The sequence below is a fragment of the Candidatus Sulfurimonas baltica genome (assembly GCF_015265455.1).
Lineage (GTDB): Bacteria > Campylobacterota > Campylobacteria > Campylobacterales > Sulfurimonadaceae > Sulfurimonas > Sulfurimonas baltica.
Genome location: NZ_CP054492.1, coordinates 1061718 through 1079218, shown reverse-complemented (window position 1 = coordinate 1079218; position 17501 = coordinate 1061718). Strand labels below are relative to the sequence as shown.

Genomic DNA, 17501 nt, shown 5'->3' with positions numbered 1-17501 from the left:
TTATATATATAATGCTACGTAATACTATTGAATATTTCATTAAAGACTGATTAAAAAAATTTAAAGCCTATGTAGCAAATCCAGTGGAAAAGCCATCTTTCTCAACAACAATCGATTTTTGTTTCTCTTTTCTTTTTGTGTCTTTTTCAACAAATATTTTCTTTCTTGTTTTCGGGTCCATTTCAGTATAGTACATAACTGCTGAATATGTACCTGGAGTTGGGGTAAAAACCTGTGCCTGCTCTGGATTCATCTTTAACTCATCTGTTGTAAATCTTTTCAATTCATGCATATCTTTCTCTTCACATCCGGGGTGAGCAGCAATAAGGTAGTAAGTCAAGAACTGGTTCTTACCCTCTTGCTTATTAAGCTCGTCATACATCTTTTTAAAATCTATAAGTGTTTGTTTCCCTGGCTTTCCCATAAGCTCAAGTACATGTTGCTGTGTGTGCTCTGGAGCAACTTTCATCTGTCCGGATATATGATATTTAACCATCTCCTTCAGATAGGAGTAGCCATGCTTTTTATCTGCTGTAATCAAGTCATATCTAACACCCGAAGCTACAAAAGCCTTTCTGACACCATCGACTTCCCTGACTTTTCTAAGAAGCTCAATATTTCTACTGTGGTCTACATGCATCACCTTGCAAAGTCTATCTGCATCAACACAGCGTATATCATCACATGTACCCTTTTTCAGCTTTTTGCCACACTCATATCCGTACATGTTAGCGGTCGGTCCGCCTACATCAGAGATAATCCCTTTATAATCTTTGTACTTGTTAAAATCTTTTGCTTCTTCTAGTATATTTTCTTCACTTCTAGTTCTAATAGTTCTACCTTGATGAACACCGATCGCACAAAAGTTACACTCTCCCCAACATCCATGATGTGTCATAATAGAAAATTTTATAGTCTCTAAACACTTCACCTTGCCCATCTTTGCGTAATATGGGTGAAGTTCTCTTGTAAAAGGGAGATTAGAGTTTGCATCCATTTCAGATTCATCAAGATAGTCACACGGAGGGTTTTGAATTAAAAAACGGCTATCAACAGGTTGGCAAAGTCCGTTGGCGGAAATAGGGTCATTGTTGTCATAAAAATCATCAAATAAATCTATATATTTTTCTTTATCATCCAAGCACTCCTGATGTGATGGCAGCTGCTTAAACTCATCCTTAGGCTCTTTTGCTATATAACATATACCTCTCACATCTGTATAGTTTTTGCCATCATCCAAAGCTTTCGTCAACTCTTCTAGGGCTATTTCACCCATTCCGTAAATTAAAATATCTGCTTTAGAATCAAATAAAATCGGCTTTTTAAGTTTATTTGACCAATAGTCATAATGTGTCACTCTTCTTAAACTAGCTTCAATACCTCCAAGCACAATTGGAGCTGTACTTTTATAGTATCTTCTGATTAAATTACAGTAGACACTGAGTGCGCGGTCTGGTCTTTTGTCGTTTTTTCCACCCGGTGTATAGTCATCAGAGTTTCTAAACTTTTTAGTGGCTGTATAATTACTAACCATACTATCAACGCTTCCACCGCTCACGCCCCAGTAAAGGCGAGGTTCACCAAGTCTTTTGATATCCACATCGCTGTTAATATCGGGCTGACCTATCATTCCAACTTTATAGCCCATTCTCTCGAGCATGCGACCGACCATCGCAACACCGATAAAAGGGGAGTCTATGTAGGCATCTCCGCTAACCAAAATAATATCACACTGTCTCCACCCTTTGGCATCCATCTCATCTCTTGTGGTAGGAAGAAAGTCTTTATTTGTAAATATTACAGTATCTTTTTTAATATCTTTTGTCTTACTTCTTCTACTCAAAATCTAGCCTTTTGTATATGTAAAAATTATAATTTATCTTTTATGAGTATAATAATACTAAATCAATTTGAAATAAGAGATTACGTATGACTTACCCCTATAATAATTTAGAAAACTTTACACTTCACGCTCTGCTAGAGCGCTCAATAAAACTCTATAAAGACGAGCCCTCTTTTGGCATGGTTGGAGAAAAAGCCATGAACTACGGCGAGTTTATGCAAAAAATAGACAAAACAATAGATATTCTTAGAAAAAACGGAATATCAAATGGTGACAAAGTAGTGTTACTTGGTGAAAATATGCCCAACTGGAGTGTTGCATACTTTGCAGTAACCTATTTCGGTGGTGTAATTGTTCCTATACTTGTGGACTTCCATCAGTCAGAAGTTCACCATATAATCAGACATTCTGAGGCCAAGGCAGTCTTTGTATCAGATAAGTATATATCAGCAATACAAGAGTGCGATAATTCAGAAGTAGAGCTTGTTATAAAACTTGATAATCTTCTAATAGTTGAACCATTGACTAACAAAGATTATATCTCAAGGCTTAAACAAAGAACAAAAGAGTTTACTCAGCAAATCTATAAATCTTCAAACGAATTTACAAAACCTGAAGAAGATGACCTATGTGCCATTATATATACTTCAGGTACTACCGGGCACTCTAAGGGTGTAATGCTTTCACATAAAAACTTAGTAACAAATGCTATGTCAATGCACACAAAAGCTAAAATATTAAAAAGTGATGTGCTGTTGTCAATTTTGCCACTTGCACACACCCTTGAGTGTACTGTAGGTCTTATTGTCCCTGTTCTTCATGGGTGCAGTGTTTACTATATAGATAAAGCACCAACTCCAAGTGTACTTATAAAGTCGTTGGAGATAGTAAAACCTACTATTATGATCAGTGTTCCTTTAATAATTGAAAAGATTTATAAAAACAAAATTTTACCGAACTTTACAAGTTCATGTATTGTAAAAAATCTATGTAAAGCTTCATTTATAAGGAAAAAGCTAAATAAAATTGCGGGTAAAAAGCTTATCAAATTTTTTGGCGGAAGAATTAGACTCTTTGCTATAGGGGGAGCGCCGCTATCTCCATCTGTAGAAAAATTTTTAATAGAGGCAGAATTTCCTTATGTCGTTGGTTATGGCTTAACCGAGACTTCCCCTATGCTTGCTGCTTCTGCATTGGGCAAAGCAACCAAACTAAAATCAACCGGAACAGCAATGGCAGGTGTTGAGTTAAAAATAAAAGATAAAGATCCAAAGAGTGGTGAGGGTGAAATTGTCGCACTGTCTCCAAGTGTTATGATGGGATATTACAAAGATAAAGAGAAAACTAAAGAGATTATGGAGAATGGGTGGATTTTAACAGGGGATTTGGGCTATATTGATAAAGATGGTTTTTTATTTATAAGCGGAAGAAGTAAGAATGTAATCATAGGTTCTAGCGGAGAAAATATTTATCCGGAACAAATTGAGGCAGTTATAAATCAAAACGAAGCTGTTTTGGACTCTCTTGTAATGGAGAAAAACTCTCAACTTGTGGCTAAAATACATTTAGACTATGACTTTATAGATAAAAAATTTAAAACTTATAATTCTTCTGACACAAAAGCAGCCGATGATATTACAAAGTTTTTAGAAGAGATGCGAATTGATGTGAATGCTCAAGTCTCCTCTTTTTCCAGGATAATTAAATTTATTGAACAGAGAGATCCTTTCGTAAAAACGCCGACTAAAAAAATAAAAAGATATATTTATGAAGATTAATTTTAACACAACAGATATACGTAATTTAGTAAAAAAAATTATATTTATTGTTATTTCCCTTATAATGCTTTTGTTAGTTATCATAGGGATAAGGCAATCAGATTTTACCAAAATAAAAAAATATGATACTAATGACAAATCACCTAGAGAAACCGTCTACAACCCTAATAAAATAACTTTTAATTATTACACCACAAAAGTTACTCTCAATGATGAAAACTCACTGGCAAACCTTGGTGATTTTGTATTTAATGTTGCTGGAGAGAGAAAACTTATTGCAAATATTTCATTGAAATATAAACAAAAAAATAAAATTGAAGAGTGGATTAAAAGCGATAGTGACATAAGAGAAGAGATTATTAAAAAAAGTGTTATTCTCAGAGATGCCATAATAAACACCATGATAGGAAGCACTGATGCAACCGTCAATAGTAAAAGAATGAGAAATGATTTAAAAGAGAATATAAATAAAAATTTGTCGAGTGGTGAGATCGAAGAAGTTTATTTCAATTCGTTTATACTTCAATAGCGCATATTCTGTGGAGATTAAAATCTTTTACACTAAACAATCTAAAGGGTACCAGTGAATAGAATAAAAAAAATAATGCATAAAGACGAGTCTATACTTGTAAAAGCTGAAATTTCAAAAACTTTTTACAGTGGGATAGCATCACTCTATGCTCTTGGTGCCATACTTCTTTTTATTGGCTATGAATATAAGATTGGAGTTATTGGTGTAGTCCTTATTATGCGAACATTTTATGTTCATCTCCAAGAGATTAAAGAGAAAAAGTCATACCACTGCTTACTCACACAAGATCGACTCATTATTCTAAAAGGGTATAAAAAAAGGGAGATATTTCCAATTAATCTAAAAGAGATAAGAACTATTTATATAAAACCAATAAATAATTATCTAAAGAATATTATAGATGTTGGAACACTAGAGGTAATAACAACCAGTGGAGGGAGATATGTGATAAGCAATATAAAAAAACCATACACCTACCACAGAGCAATTATTGGAGATATTGTGAGCGCCACACATTACTCCAATAAATAGATAATTAAAACTGTCTTTGAAGAAAAGGTATAACCTGCTTTTTACGGCTTAAAACTCCATCAAGCCAAACTTCGGAATTTTCAAGTTTACATTCAAAAGCAGCTTCTATCTTACTCTCATCATCACTTAGAACTAAAAGTTGTGAACCCTCTCTCATAATATCAGTTAAAAGTATAAGAACTGAGTGCAGATTGCCCTCATCTTTTAATTTTTTCATGTCTTTATGTAAATCATATTTTATTTCGTCAAATACACTTAAGTCAACTACTTCAAGCTGCCCTACTCCAAGTCTAGAACTTCCCATGTCAAACTCTTTATAATCACGAGTATTCAACTCACGAGCTGTTGCACCTTCTACTGCAGATTTAACTATAAACATCTCCATGCCAAGTGCTTTATAATCTTCTATTTCAGCAATCTTAGCAAGCTCTTTACAAACCTTTGTATCTGCTTTAGTACATGTAGGTGATTTGAAAATTACAGTATCACTTAAAATTGCACATAACATCATACCTGCGATATCTTTTGGAATATCAACTCCATGATAATCGTACATCTCTTTTATAACTGTATTTGTACATCCAATAGGACGAATCCAGCACTCTAAGGGTGTATCTGTGGTTAAATCACCTAGTTTATGATGATCTACTATCCCTAAGATTGTAGCTTCCATAATATCTTTTGGAGCTTGAGCTTTATCAGAAAAATCAACTATATAAACTTTTTCTCCTGCAACAGAAGTTTTTAATTCAGGTAACGTTCCACCAAACTTATTTAAGATAAACTCTGTCTCAGGAGATATCTCTCCTTGACGCGTAGGTACGCACTCTTCACCGAGCTGATTTTTAAGATATGAAAGAGATATAGCACCTATAATAGAATCACTATCTGGATTAGTATGACCAAAAATATACGTTGACATTTAATAACCTTTAATTTTTTTGCAATTATACTAAATTTTTACATTTAAAAAGGTATGTTCTTGTTATTTGTTGATATAATACATTAAAAAAAAAAGGTTATTTAATGAAAAAAACTACATTGTCCATAATATTGACTTTTGCCTTAACAGGAAGCATTTATGCAAACGAGTGCCTAGAAGCACTTAATAGTTATAATGAATATTCTGACTTATCTAAAGATGCAACAGATAATGCAACAAAACTAAAACATGAGAGTGCATCTATGGATTATTTAAAAAAAGTATCTATTTACTGTGACCATCTCAAAGATGAAGAGAAAGAGGATATTGAACAAATATTAGAAGATTATAAGAAAAAATAGTTTTAAAAAGCACATCTCTTCTTTGGGATATTTCCCAAAGAAGTTTTGCAAAAAGATTAGTTAGCCTCTTCCACCATTTCATCCAATATATTAAACAGTTCCATAGAAACTTTCTCTGTTTTAACAAAGTCATCTATTATCTTTTTATCTGTGTTTTTATCTCTACTAGCAGATACATTCAAAGCGATAGCATCGTTTATATTTGTATGTACTGTTGCATGAGGTATTTTTATCTGTGCGTAAGCATTTGTCTTACCAAAGAATTCTCTTCCTTCACCTTCATACCATTTACCAAATCTGCAGTTATGGTGGTCTGAGAGAAGTTTCTCTTCATTGTTAAACACAGTTCTATACCCATTTATTTTAAACAGAACATGATCTAGTTCAGCAAGGGTAATAAATACTTTATTTGCGATATAGCTACTGCTATGATTTAACTCTTCTACAGTTTGTGCCATTTCATCAAAACTATCTTGAAAACCGTCAACTTTATTTTTAGCCTCGCCTGACACTCTCTCCATTGCTTCACTCTGCTCAAGCATAGTTGAAGAGCTTTGGTTTACAACCCCGATACTTACCTCTATCTCGCCGGTAGCTTTTTGAGTTCTCTCAGCCAGTTTTCTCACTTCATCAGCAACTACAGCAAAACCTCTACCGTGCTCGCCGGCTCTTGCTGCTTCAATAGCGGCATTAAGTGCAAGGAGGTTTGTCTGGTCTGCAATCTCCTTAATAAGCTCTACTACTGCTGAAATGGAAGCTATGTTTGCGTTAAGCTCATCCGAACTTCTTCTAGTCTCAGAAGATGATTCTACAATATTTTCAAGCGCCTGATGAAGTCCGCTATTGTTTTCTCTAAGTTCACTAATCCCTTTAGAGCTTTTTGTGTTAAGCTCAGACATTATTTTTATCTCTGCCAAGTTACTCTCTGTACTTGATTGAACTTTTTGAATACTCTCTTTTACTCCGGAAGAGAATACATTGCCCAAATCTACAACAAATTTATTTCTCTGCAAAGAGTATTCAACTTCAATAGTTTTTTCTCTTGCAGCTTCTGTTGCTTGCTTATTCTCCACAATTGACTCTTTTACCTTAATAACCAACTGGTTAATGCCTCTGCCAATATTGGCAATCTCATTTTTTCCTTTCATATTACATGTAGTTTCAAAATTGTTTTCCACAACAGTTAATAGATAGTTTTCAAGTCTTTCTACCCCTACAAGAATATTGCTGATAATATATATAGCAACTCCCAGAATAAGAATCAAGATTAAAGAAAATATTACAACTTCTGCGTCAGCTATTTCAAGTGAATCATTCATGTCTTGCATGATTAAAAGATTTTCATTTATATGTTCGGAGACAAAATTTTCAAGTTTTGCATAAAGCTTTTCTGTACCGCCATCAACTTTGAGCATATATTCATTTCCTGCATCAGTACCGTTTTTTATATACTCATTAGCCATGATTAGAGTTATTTGATAAAAATCATTCAGCTCAACTTTGAACTCCTTTAAATTATTGAGCATTGTGGTGTTATCAATAGCCATTTTTTTATAGCCATTATTTTTGTGATACTCCATAAGCTCATCTATTCTTCTGTTAGCATCATCAAAATGCTTCTTTGCTTTAGAAAATCCATCATCAAAACCAGGTTTTGCCCTTGTCGCAGATACGTCAGTCAGCCACTGCTGTATCTGTATAACATCAACTTGGAGTTTTGAAAGAGTAAATGTGTGTGGCAAAACTTTCTGCATAGAGTGCTCTATATTGTTCTCAACACTTCTTATGTTGGAGTGGTTTAAAAAAGCCACCACAGACATAGATACAAATATAACAACTCCGACTGCTTTTAATATTTGCTTAATACTAAAGTTTTTCAAAAATTCCATTTACACATCCTTAAATTTTGTTTATATATATTAACTAAATTTTTATTAAAGAACAAGTTAAAATTGATTATTGTTTCATAGTGTTATATATATACACAAATTTGTAACTATTCTCTACAGACGATATCAGTTAAATTTTGTTCGGTACAAACAATGGTGGCATAACTCCTCAACCACATCCCCATTTTTAAACCCGTTAGTAATAAATTTGGAACGCTCTTTGTTTAAGATATAAGTAAGAGATTCATCTTTAACGTTGCCCAGATTTATTTTTGCCTCATAGTCAAAACAACATGGAACAACATCTCCACTACTTAAAATTGCCATTTGAGAACTCAATCCATGGCAGTAACCTTTATCGCCGACAAAGGGAGCTTCGAGTGATGGCCAAATAAAAAGGGAGTCAAAATTAAATAAAACTTTAGATATAACACGCAATTTTTTAGTTTTATCTTCCGTAGATAGTAGTTTGGCACCAAGTTTATCGAACATTATCGATATAACTTCATTGTTATAATCTTTGTGAGAGTTGTCGCTGCCTTCGTTCCACAGTCTGTAGTTAATGAAAGATTTATTGTTCAGAGCGCGAAATCCAAGTGTAAATTCAGCTATACGAGTTAGATAAACCTCTAAAGAGACAGGGAGGTTATTTGCACGGTAACTATTGAGGGAGAAGTTGATTTGTTTTATTGCTGGATGATTTAAAACCTCTACATGTAGAGGTTTAAGATAATACCCAGCGGTTGTAATATGGACATTAAGACCTGCTTTATAACTAATGTCTAGATACTCTCTTATATTTTCAACTAAAAGCGGGTCACCTACTACATGGTATGCAATATCATCGGTAAAGGCTTTTGCCTGAGTATTTACTTTTTCAAACAGGCTCTTATCCATGTTTGTGACAGCCCTATTTGAAGAGGGGCAAAAGTCACATGACAATCCACATTTAGATGTGAGTTCGATGTAGACTTTGTGCATTTTACTTTTTGACATCTACCCTCTTTTTTTACTAAATATTAACTTTTTAGCAATAGTAGCTTAGAATGTTGTATTCTTTATATGATATAGGGTTGACATATCAGGAGGATATGAAACACTTATATCATTTTTCACAACAGAAATTTATTTAAATTTACAACTCTACATGTGGACTCTATTTTTTATGCAGAGCCAGCTCTTTTTTCAAATACTCACCTGTGTAACTTCCTGTTTTTTCATACTCATCTGCTAGTGTTTCCGGTGAGCCTTCCGCAATAATAAGTCCTCCGCCAGAGCCACCTTCAGGTCCCATATCTATTACCCAGTCAGCATTTTTTATCATATCTAGATTATGTTCGATTATTAGTACACTGTTTCCGAGTTCAACAAACTGATGCAAGACATCTGTAAGTCTGTCCACATCTGCAAAGTGAAGTCCAGTCGTTGGCTCATCCAAAATATACAGAGTTTGTCCCGTATCTTTACGGCTGAGTTCTTTGCTTAGTTTGATTCTTTGAGCTTCACCACCGGAGAGTGTAACAGCGTTTTGACCAAGTGATATATAACCAAGACCTACATCCACAAGAGTTTTCATTTTTTGGTGTATTTTAGGAATCGGTTTAAAAAACTCAAAAGCTTCATCGACACTCATATTTAAAACATCAGATATAGTCTTTCCTTTATAGAAAACTTCTAAAGTCTGTTGGTTATATCTTGTACCGTGACATGTGTCACACTTCACCATAATATCTGGCAAAAAGTGCATCTCAATTTTGATTTGACCCTCGCCTTGACACTTCTCACATCTGCCACCTTTAACATTAAAACTAAATCTTGAAGTTGTGTATCCTCGTATTTGTGACTCTTTTGTTTTAGAAAAAAGCTCTCTAATCTCATCCATTACGCCTGTATATGTTGCCGGATTAGATCTTGGAGTTCTTCCTATTGGGCTTTGATCAAGATATATAACCTTATCTACATGTTGAAGTCCGGTTATCTCTACACCTGCTACTTTTTTTACTTTTCGTGCATGATTTAAAAGCTCTCTTGCAGTAGGTAGAAGTGTCTGAAGCATAAGTGAACTTTTTCCGCTTCCACTAACACCCGTAATACATACAAAGTTGTTAAGAGGTATTTTTGCGCTTAAGTTCTCAATATTATTAATAGTTACATTTTTTATCTCTATAAATTTATCTTGCTCACGTCTATAAAAATACTCTATTTTTTTTCTACCATAAAGATAATCAGCAGTAAGTGTTTTAGCTTTTTTCAGTTTATCTAAAGTACCGCTAAACACAACCTCTCCGCCAAACTTCCCTGCCCCGCTGCCTATGTCAACTATAAAATCTGCATTTTCAATAGTCTCTTTGTCATGCTCAACTACTATAACGCTGTTGCCTTTTTCTTGAAGACTTCTAAGAGTACGGATAAGCTTTAGAGTATCTCTCTCATGTAAACCGATACTTGGCTCATCTAAAACATACAAAACACCAGTTAAGCCGCTGCCTATCTGAGAAGCTATACGAATTCTTTGAGCTTCGCCGCCACTAATAGTTCTAGCATCACGACCCAAAGTAATATATGAGAGTCCAACATCATACAAAAAGTAAAGTCGCTCTCTTATCTCATTTAAAATAGGTGCCGCAACCTGCGTATCTTGAGCATTCATTTGAGTAAAATTATCTTTGTTATCAAACCACTCGTATGTTTTTCCTATAGGCATATCCAGAAGCTCTGCTATCCCTTTATCTGCAACTCTAACAGCAAGTGATTCTCTTTTAAGTCTGTGCGAGTTACATATATTACAAACTTTTTCACTCATGTAGTCTGCTAACTCTTTTTCATCTTTAAACATGTCGTATGCTATTCTGATGATTCCAGGCCACACTCTTTTCACTTCATGGTTTTTCCAAAGAAATGAAACCTCTTCTATCCCGCCATGCAAGATTGCTTTTTTCTGATGCTCAGGCAGTTCAGAGTAAGGAGTTGTGATATCTATCTTGTTTGCCGCACAAAATCCCTTTAAAAATGTAAAATAGTACCCCTTGTTAAAGCCGTACACTATTTTAACAGCGCCCTTTTCCACACATAAGTCACTATCTATGATCTTTTCATGGTCAAGTGCATAGCGAAGCCCTAAACCGTCACATTCAGGACAGGCACCTTTAGGTGAGTTAAATGAGAAAGAGAGTGGCTCAAGCGGGTCAAAGCTTATCTTACAATCAAAACAAGCATTGTGTTCGCTATAGTGAATCTGCTGTGCTTTTATACCAAGCTCTTTATGGTTTAATATATCTATCTCTAACTCGCCATAACTCTCTTTTAAAGCTTTTTCAACATCTGCTGCTATGCGCTCTTTATTTTCAGGCTTTACAACAACCCTATCTATAACAACTTTAATGGTATGTTTTTTAGTTTTACTTAGTTCTATATCTTCATCTAGCCTAACCATAACACCATCAATCATAGCCCTTACATAACCCTTATGAACAAGAGACTCCAACATGTCAGCATAAGAGCCTTTTTTTTCACTTACAAGAGGAGCTAAAAGGACTAACTTTGCACCTTCTGGAAGCTTTGCAACTTCACCGATTATGTCTGATGCACTCATTTGTGAAATTACTTTTTTACACTTATGACAGTGCTGAACTCCAACACGTGCATACAAAAGTCTAAAGTAATCATAAATTTCAGTAATTGTACCAACAGTTGAACGAGGATTTTTAGAAGTTGTTTTTTGATCAATCGCAATTGCTGGAGTAAGACCCTCTATTTTATCAACATCTGGTTTTCCAACACGGTCAAGAAACTGTCTTGCATAAGAAGATAGTGACTCCATATATCGTCTTTGTCCCTCCGCATAGAGCGTATCAAAAGCTAAAGTCGATTTTCCGCTTCCGCTTAGACCCGTAAAGACAACCAATTCATTTTTTGGAATTGTTAAATTAATATTTTTTAAATTATTTTCTCTTGCACCTGTTATTGTTATTACATCTTTTTTAGCCATTTATAAAAATCCTATTTATTAAATATAAAACTACAAAAAGGTAGAAAACTATTAAAAGTTTTTTTTGCAGTTGTGAACTCACTTTATCTTTTAAAACTATCCCTACATAGACACCAATCAGTGATGCTATACCAACAATAACTCCACTCTCAAAATCTACATGTTTGCTTAATGATTGAGAAATCAACCCGGCAACTGATGAGAATACAACAAAAAAAAGCCCAGCTGAAATAGCTTTTTTAAGTTCTACATGTAGAAATCCCACCAATATTGGAACAAGTATTATACTGCCTCCAACACCAATAGTCATACTTACGGCACCCAATATAAAACCAATTATAAAAAGCAGAACTCGGTTTAAGTCCTTTTGCGGTGTATCTTGTACTGTTTTAAAAAACAGTCTCATAAGTGCAAAAACTGCAAAAGCCAAGAAAATAATTTCTAAAGTTTTATCATCAAAACTTGAAGTTATTGCCCCACTAAGCAGTGCGCCAAAAAAGCCGCCAGAGCCTATTACAATAACCATCGGCACATCAAGTGTACCTTTTTTATTGTTTAAGTAACTCCCATATATAGAACTAAAAACCATCTGCACAACCGATATGCCTATCGCTGATTTAGTACTGTAGCCTAATAAGAGCAGGATAGGAACTAAAATTGTTCCGCCGCCAATACCAAAAAAGCCAGATAGAGTACCTACACCAACTCCTAAAAAAATAAATTCAATCATACATTAATACTTTTTAGGAATTATACTCAACATACACTTTATAGTTGTTTTATATAAGATTATAAACTATTGTTTAATTTTACTTTGAGATTCAATAAAGTATAATGACTATAATTAAGGGATTGTATAAAATGTTAAAAACGATTATAAAAGCTTTGGAAAATTTTTGCATACATCAGATTAGAGAACCTCATGAGATACACTGCAATATTATTAAAACGAGAACACTTATTGCTTACATAGATACAGAAACTTCCAACAACAAGAAACATAGGGTCTATTTAGCCATATCACCTAGTTTTGCGCAAAGAATATCAACTCTTTTACTAGAAGAGGATGAAAGCGATAATGAGACTCTTATCGATATGACGCTAGAAACTGCAAATTTAATAGTTGGTAGCGCAAAAGTTCTTGCAGAAGGGACAGGAGAGAATCAATTTAATATAAAAATTCCTTGTTTTGAGAAATTTGATGTATTTGATTTTGATTATGATCATGCAAAAGTTGTTAAGATAAAAGAAGATGAAATGATAATTGCCATCAAGGAACTAATTTGAGCAAAAACAAAAATCAAAATCCATACGGTGAGAAACCAGCAGCATATAATCCACAAAAAGAGTTGTCATGGATGAATTATGGCGGTCTTTTGGATATGGAAGTGGAGTTTGTTTCAATCCTAGGAGAGACAGAGCTTACAGTTAGAGATGTTTTGAAATTAGCAAAAGGTTCTCTTATTGATTTGAAAAAACCAGCAGGTGAAAGTGTTGAGTCTTATGTCAATGGCCGTATTTTAGGCAAAGGTGAAGTTATGGTTTATGAAAAAAATCTTGCTATTCGTATAAATGAAATTTTAGATTCAAGTGCTGTTTTATATCACCTTTCAAAAGAGAAGCTATGAATAAACTTTTCCTTCTTTTTTTACTTCCCCTCTCCCTGTATAGCTCAAAAATTTTAAGTTATAATATTTACGATAGAACGGACAGAGTTGATGTGATGATAACTTTTGATACACCATATGATGGAATTATAAAGCAAAGCATTGGTACATCAACAATTACAATTAAACTTGAAGATGCAACTATAGAATCAACAAAATTAAAACAAATATCTTCTGACTATATAAAATCATTAAGCATAACACCAATGGAAGGGTACACTAAAATTGTTGCATCAGTCCCTTCTTCTGTAGTGATAAAGGCTTCAAAAACATCTGATGGTTATGGATTAAGACTAAGATTTGCTAATAAAACAGAAGTAATAAAAGAATCTTCCTCTACAACTCAAGTCGAAACCTCACCATTTGCTTCACTACCTACCAAAAAAGATGGCGGAATGTCTAAAAGCTACTTTATAGTTACAGCAATACTAATACTTGGAATTATTATAATGCTATATATTAAAAATAAAGTTGCACCAAAAAATAGCAAACAAAAACAAACTTCACCTTGGTTATTCAAAAATAATTCAGAATCCCCAAGTGAAACTTCTCAGCACACAAGTGATGTAAGTATAAGATTTCAAAGTTCAATAGATAAAGAAAATAGTGTAGTTATGCTTGATTTTGGTGAACAAAGCTATCTTGTACTTATGGGTAAAAGCAATGTACTTCTTGATAAGTTCAAAGACAATAAATCAGTCACGCAAGATGATTTTGATACTATTTTACAAAACAGACATAAAGAACTAGATGATTTTTTGCACTCCAATAGTGAAAGCATTGGTAAAAACGTAAAAGAACCTCTTCAGGCCTATAAGGAGAGGGCAGCCTCTATAGCCTACGAGGCTTAGGAGTCTCTTTCAAACCGCTCTCTTAAAAGCTTTTTTATTGTTTTTATATTTGAATTGTTTAATTGATATTCATTATCCATCATTTTACTGATGTGGTAAACTTCTGTAACTGTTATGCCGTAAGGGTCTTTTTTTTCTTTTGTAATTTTGTTGTCATCAAAAGAGTACAAATATAAATTTTTACGAGTTAGTTGTACATAAAATGTAACTACAATCTCATCTGTATGTTTTTTTTCTATTGCCACTACAACTTTTTGCTCATCACTATATTTTGAATCCAAAGAGAGTAAATCTCTAATCTCAACTGCATATATAAAGCCGACATAAAACTTATTATACAAGTCAAGGTATCTCTGCGTATTTTCACTCATTAAGAAGTTCATATCTATTATATATTTAGCATGGCTTCTTATTGTTTTAGTAATCCAAGACATTGTATTATAATATCTAAATTGATAATTTTTCAGAGTGTGTGCTTCAATCATTTTTGGCGAACTTATTTTCTGTTTTGCCAAAAGTTTTCTTGGATTTTTGGCAACTATATAATCAAGTACATTTTTAGCTGAAAACTCTTCTGTAACCCATACTTTACAATAATCAGGAAACTGCTTAACACCAGTAGCTCCGGCATTTAAAATAATTAAAGCTTTTACATCATAATTGGGAAATATAATTTCCAAAAGAGCTTTTTTCTTTCTTAGTCTTTTTCTTAACTTCAACACAGATTTTACAAGTGTCATCTCTACAAAATATAACTCTTTGTCTTTTGTAACAAACATAGCATCAAATTCACTAATCTCTCTACTTTTTGTTCTATAAACAATCTGTTGTTTTTCACTTATTGAGAGCGTATTTGCATAAGCTTTAAACTTATTTTGATGAAAACCCTTTAAGATAAACTTATCTACATGTTTATTTTCTTCGGCATATATTAATAGTTTTTCATATATAAAATTTTCAAAAACTTCACCCTCAAAAGAGCGGTAAGAGCTTAAAAAAAGTGGATCATCTAGATCAATACCTTTTTTTATTAACGAAAGAAGATGCTTAACATTGTATTCATAGTGAAGTAAATTATCACCTAAATCTCTATCATCTAATACTTTTATCGAGTTGCTTATCTCTAACATATATCAATCATCAAGTTAACAGCTCGCTATTCTTAAAAAAGTCATCTATTACAGCGCGGTACTCTTGTATATCACTAATACTATTCACGCTGTTTCTAAGTGCTGATGCACCTCTGTATCCCTTAGAGTAAGTATGGGTGTGCTTTCTAAACATCGCAACACCATATGAATCATAAAACTCTATCATTTTATCAAAGTGCTCCATGATTATATCATGCTTGATATTTTTGTCAATATCTTTAGTACCTGTTCTAAGTTGATGAAAAATCCAAGGAGCACCAACGGCGCCACGTCCTATCATAACTCCATCAGCTCCTGTATGCTCTAGAACCCATTTTGCTTTATCGTAAGAGTCTATATCTCCATTTGCAATCACTGGAATGCTGACAGCTTTTTTAATCTCTGCTATTGCATCATAATCAACAGCGGATTTAAACTTTCCGGCTCTTGTTCTTCCGTGAACTGCTAAAAAATCGGCTCCGCTATCTTCAACCATCTTTGCTATGTCGATATGATTTTTTTCTTCAAATCCAAGTCTGATTTTTACGCTTGTCAAGCTTTTGTTTGATGTCTCTTTTATGGTTTTTATTATCTCACCCATCAATGGCAAGTTTAAAAGTAAAGAGCTTCCGCTTCCATGTCCAACTACCTTGGGCACAGGACATCCGCAGTTTAAATCTATTATGTCAATTCCATTAAACTCATTTAAAATCTCAACAGCCCGTTTTACAACATCAACATCAGCACCTGCAATCTGAACAGAATAAGGGTCTTCTATGGGTGATTTTTCTAGCATGTGAAGAGTTTTCTTAGAACCATGCGCTAAAGCATTGGAGCTAAGCATTTCACTAACAGTGAGGTCGGCTCCAAATTTTTTAACAACACTTCTAAATGGAAGATCCGTGTATCCGGCAAGTGGAGCTAAAACATATATAGGTTTATCAAAGGATAAATTTTCTAACATATTATCATATTCACACTACAAAAATAGATTAATGTCAAAATATTTTCCGCACTCTCTTAGTGAGCTATATGCTTTAAAATAAATATAATCATTACTTTGAGAATTATCAAGTATTTCCTGCGCGGGTGCCAACATTTCTAAATCAAATAAAGTGTAGAGGTACGCTTCCATAATCTTGTCATCTTCTGCACTAAGAGTTTCAAAAAGCTTAATTCTTTGATCTGGAATCATTGTTTTTGAAAGCGCTTGAGAGACTTTAATATAGTCTTGTGAATTTAAGTCTAATTTATCAAACAGTGAAATCAACGACTCATTGGAAATTTCCAAAGTGTTTTCATCGGCATTCACTCTAGATAAAATTACAAATAACGACTCTTTAGTTAATGAATTTTTATACCTTAATATATCATTCAAGGGTGCATCTTTTACAAAATCAACATAAACTTCCCTCGCTAATGAATCATCATGTTTACTCATATTATTAAGTATATCTTCATGTGTTAGCTCGCCGTTTTTATACTTGTTTCTGCTGTTTTGAATAACAAACGAATTAAACGACGGTAGTGAATATTTTTTAAGATCCACAGATTGACCACTTTTAATTTTATTTATTATAGTAAGGACTTCACTAATTTTGCTATTTTTTATGTTAGTATCTAGAACACCATTAGGGAGAATAGCTGCATTATCAACAAGAGTACCTAATAATTTATATCTTTCAGTTTTAAAGCTATGAGAACGATTTTCTTTGCCAAGATAAGCATCTACCATTGCATCAACAATTTTCTCAAAGTCTTTTTCGTATTTACGAAGTTTAAGTCTCCCTAATATTGCATAAAATGCAATATGTGCAACACTTGCGATATATAATATAATCAAAGGTACAATTACCAAGATAGCTATAGAAATTGATGGCAATTCAAGACCAAACAAAGTAATACTTGCACTATCTTGCGTGATAAAAGCATAAACATACCAACCTACTAAAATAATTAATATAAATGCTGATATTGTGTATCTTTTTATGTACATTAAATAACTCCT

General features: G+C 33.5%; 16 protein-coding genes. 7 read left to right on the top strand and 9 right to left on the bottom strand.

Translation table 11 applies throughout. The features are described 5' to 3' along the window. Nucleotides 1-67: 67 nt before the first annotated feature. Complete coding sequence (locus HUE88_RS05440) at nucleotides 68-1798, bottom strand: YgiQ family radical SAM protein (protein WP_430733201.1); 1731 nt, start codon at nucleotides 1796-1798, stop codon at nucleotides 68-70. 131 nt (nucleotides 1799-1929) lie between these two features. Here HUE88_RS05440 and HUE88_RS05435 point away from each other — a divergent pair, with 131 nt between their 5' ends. Genes HUE88_RS05435 through HUE88_RS05425 form a run of 3 tightly spaced genes read left to right on the top strand, consistent with a single transcriptional unit; the run spans nucleotide 1930 to nucleotide 4684 of the window. Further along, on the top strand, nucleotides 1930-3621 hold the full coding sequence (locus HUE88_RS05435; RefSeq protein ID WP_194371885.1) for an AMP-binding protein: 1692 nt from the start codon (nucleotides 1930-1932) through the stop codon (nucleotides 3619-3621). Next, nucleotides 3611-4150, top strand: coding sequence for a flagellar basal body-associated FliL family protein (locus tag HUE88_RS05430; protein ID WP_194371883.1), 540 nt, complete (start codon nucleotides 3611-3613; stop codon nucleotides 4148-4150). Before HUE88_RS05435 ends, HUE88_RS05430 begins: the two co-directional genes overlap by 11 nt. A 54-nt stretch (nucleotides 4151-4204) precedes the next feature. Beyond that, nucleotides 4205-4684 carry a hypothetical protein gene (locus tag HUE88_RS05425; RefSeq protein ID WP_194371881.1) on the top strand — a complete coding sequence of 160 codons (480 nt, stop codon included), beginning with the start codon at nucleotides 4205-4207 and terminating at the stop codon, nucleotides 4682-4684. Nucleotides 4685-4688: 4 nt separating this feature from the next. On the opposite strand, the gene HUE88_RS05420 is transcribed toward HUE88_RS05425, so the two are convergent. Further along, complete coding sequence (locus HUE88_RS05420) at nucleotides 4689-5606, bottom strand: manganese-dependent inorganic pyrophosphatase (protein ID WP_194371880.1); 918 nt, start codon at nucleotides 5604-5606, stop codon at nucleotides 4689-4691. 104 nt (nucleotides 5607-5710) lie between these two features. Between HUE88_RS05420 and HUE88_RS05415 the strand changes: the two genes are divergently transcribed. Then, complete coding sequence (locus HUE88_RS05415; protein ID WP_194371878.1) at nucleotides 5711-5968, top strand: hypothetical protein; 258 nt, start codon at nucleotides 5711-5713, stop codon at nucleotides 5966-5968. Nucleotides 5969-6024: 56 nt separating this feature from the next. On the opposite strand, the gene HUE88_RS14085 is transcribed toward HUE88_RS05415, so the two are convergent. From HUE88_RS14085 to HUE88_RS05395, 4 genes are all read right to left on the bottom strand, one after another. Beyond that, complete coding sequence (locus tag HUE88_RS14085; protein ID WP_194371876.1) at nucleotides 6025-7857, bottom strand: methyl-accepting chemotaxis protein; 1833 nt, start codon at nucleotides 7855-7857, stop codon at nucleotides 6025-6027. A gap of 126 nt (nucleotides 7858-7983) precedes the next feature. Further along, nucleotides 7984-8853 carry a radical SAM/SPASM domain-containing protein gene (locus tag HUE88_RS05405; protein WP_194371874.1) on the bottom strand — a complete coding sequence of 290 codons (870 nt, stop codon included), beginning with the start codon at nucleotides 8851-8853 and terminating at the stop codon, nucleotides 7984-7986. Nucleotides 8854-9013: 160 nt separating this feature from the next. Then, a complete protein-coding gene (gene uvrA / locus HUE88_RS05400; RefSeq protein WP_194371872.1) occupies nucleotides 9014-11845 on the bottom strand; it encodes an excinuclease ABC subunit UvrA in 2832 nt (943 codons plus the stop codon). After that, nucleotides 11838-12575 (bottom strand): sulfite exporter TauE/SafE family protein, encoded by a 738-nt coding sequence (locus HUE88_RS05395; protein WP_194371870.1) that lies wholly within the window; start codon nucleotides 12573-12575, stop codon nucleotides 11838-11840. Before HUE88_RS05395 ends, uvrA begins: the two co-directional genes overlap by 8 nt. 131 nt (nucleotides 12576-12706) lie before the next feature. Here HUE88_RS05395 and HUE88_RS05390 point away from each other — a divergent pair, with 131 nt between their 5' ends. From HUE88_RS05390 to HUE88_RS05380, 3 genes are read left to right on the top strand one after another with little or no spacing between them, the layout of a single operon-like run. After that, nucleotides 12707-13132 carry a chemotaxis protein CheX gene (locus HUE88_RS05390; protein ID WP_194371868.1) on the top strand — a complete coding sequence of 142 codons (426 nt, stop codon included), beginning with the start codon at nucleotides 12707-12709 and terminating at the stop codon, nucleotides 13130-13132. Next, on the top strand, nucleotides 13129-13473 hold the full coding sequence (gene fliN / locus HUE88_RS05385; protein ID WP_194371866.1) for a flagellar motor switch protein FliN: 345 nt from the start codon (nucleotides 13129-13131) through the stop codon (nucleotides 13471-13473). The genes HUE88_RS05390 and fliN overlap by 4 nt, the downstream gene beginning before the upstream one ends. Further along, nucleotides 13470-14363 (top strand): hypothetical protein, encoded by an 894-nt coding sequence (locus HUE88_RS05380; RefSeq protein ID WP_194371864.1) that lies wholly within the window; start codon nucleotides 13470-13472, stop codon nucleotides 14361-14363. Before fliN ends, HUE88_RS05380 begins: the two co-directional genes overlap by 4 nt. Here the strand turns inward: HUE88_RS05380 and HUE88_RS05375 are convergent. From HUE88_RS05375 to HUE88_RS05365, 3 genes are read right to left on the bottom strand one after another with little or no spacing between them, the layout of a single operon-like run. Further along, a complete protein-coding gene (locus HUE88_RS05375) occupies nucleotides 14360-15493 on the bottom strand; it encodes a hypothetical protein (RefSeq protein ID WP_194371863.1) in 1134 nt (377 codons plus the stop codon). The genes HUE88_RS05380 and HUE88_RS05375 overlap by 4 nt on opposite strands. 10 nt (nucleotides 15494-15503) lie before the next feature. Beyond that, a complete protein-coding gene (dusB, locus tag HUE88_RS05370; RefSeq protein WP_194371861.1) occupies nucleotides 15504-16457 on the bottom strand; it encodes a tRNA dihydrouridine synthase DusB in 954 nt (317 codons plus the stop codon). A gap of 15 nt (nucleotides 16458-16472) precedes the next feature. Then, a complete protein-coding gene (locus tag HUE88_RS05365) occupies nucleotides 16473-17489 on the bottom strand; it encodes a hypothetical protein (RefSeq protein ID WP_194371859.1) in 1017 nt (338 codons plus the stop codon). Between the last annotated feature and the right edge of the window lie 12 nt (nucleotides 17490-17501).

What these genes read in the sequence shown, in the direction of transcription:
- HUE88_RS05435 (WP_194371885.1), top strand. Translation starts at nt 1,930, where the DNA reads ATGACTTACCCCTATAATAATTTAGAAAACTTTACACTTCACGCTCTG.
- HUE88_RS05430 (WP_194371883.1), top strand. Translation starts at nt 3,611, where the DNA reads ATGAAGATTAATTTTAACACAACAGATATACGTAATTTAGTAAAAAAA.
- HUE88_RS05420 (WP_194371880.1), bottom strand. Translation starts at nt 5,606, where the DNA reads ATGTCAACGTATATTTTTGGTCATACTAATCCAGATAGTGATTCTATT.
- HUE88_RS05415 (WP_194371878.1), top strand. Translation starts at nt 5,711, where the DNA reads ATGAAAAAAACTACATTGTCCATAATATTGACTTTTGCCTTAACAGGA.
- HUE88_RS14085 (WP_194371876.1), bottom strand. Translation starts at nt 7,857, where the DNA reads ATGGAATTTTTGAAAAACTTTAGTATTAAGCAAATATTAAAAGCAGTC.
- HUE88_RS05405 (WP_194371874.1), bottom strand. Translation starts at nt 8,853, where the DNA reads ATGTCAAAAAGTAAAATGCACAAAGTCTACATCGAACTCACATCTAAA.
- uvrA (WP_194371872.1), bottom strand. Translation starts at nt 11,845, where the DNA reads ATGGCTAAAAAAGATGTAATAACAATAACAGGTGCAAGAGAAAATAAT.
- HUE88_RS05395 (WP_194371870.1), bottom strand. Translation starts at nt 12,575, where the DNA reads ATGATTGAATTTATTTTTTTAGGAGTTGGTGTAGGTACTCTATCTGGC.
- HUE88_RS05390 (WP_194371868.1), top strand. Translation starts at nt 12,707, where the DNA reads ATGTTAAAAACGATTATAAAAGCTTTGGAAAATTTTTGCATACATCAG.
- HUE88_RS05380 (WP_194371864.1), top strand. Translation starts at nt 13,470, where the DNA reads ATGAATAAACTTTTCCTTCTTTTTTTACTTCCCCTCTCCCTGTATAGC.
- HUE88_RS05375 (WP_194371863.1), bottom strand. Translation starts at nt 15,493, where the DNA reads ATGTTAGAGATAAGCAACTCGATAAAAGTATTAGATGATAGAGATTTA.
- dusB (WP_194371861.1), bottom strand. Translation starts at nt 16,457, where the DNA reads ATGTTAGAAAATTTATCCTTTGATAAACCTATATATGTTTTAGCTCCA.
- HUE88_RS05365 (WP_194371859.1), bottom strand. Translation starts at nt 17,489, where the DNA reads ATGTACATAAAAAGATACACAATATCAGCATTTATATTAATTATTTTA.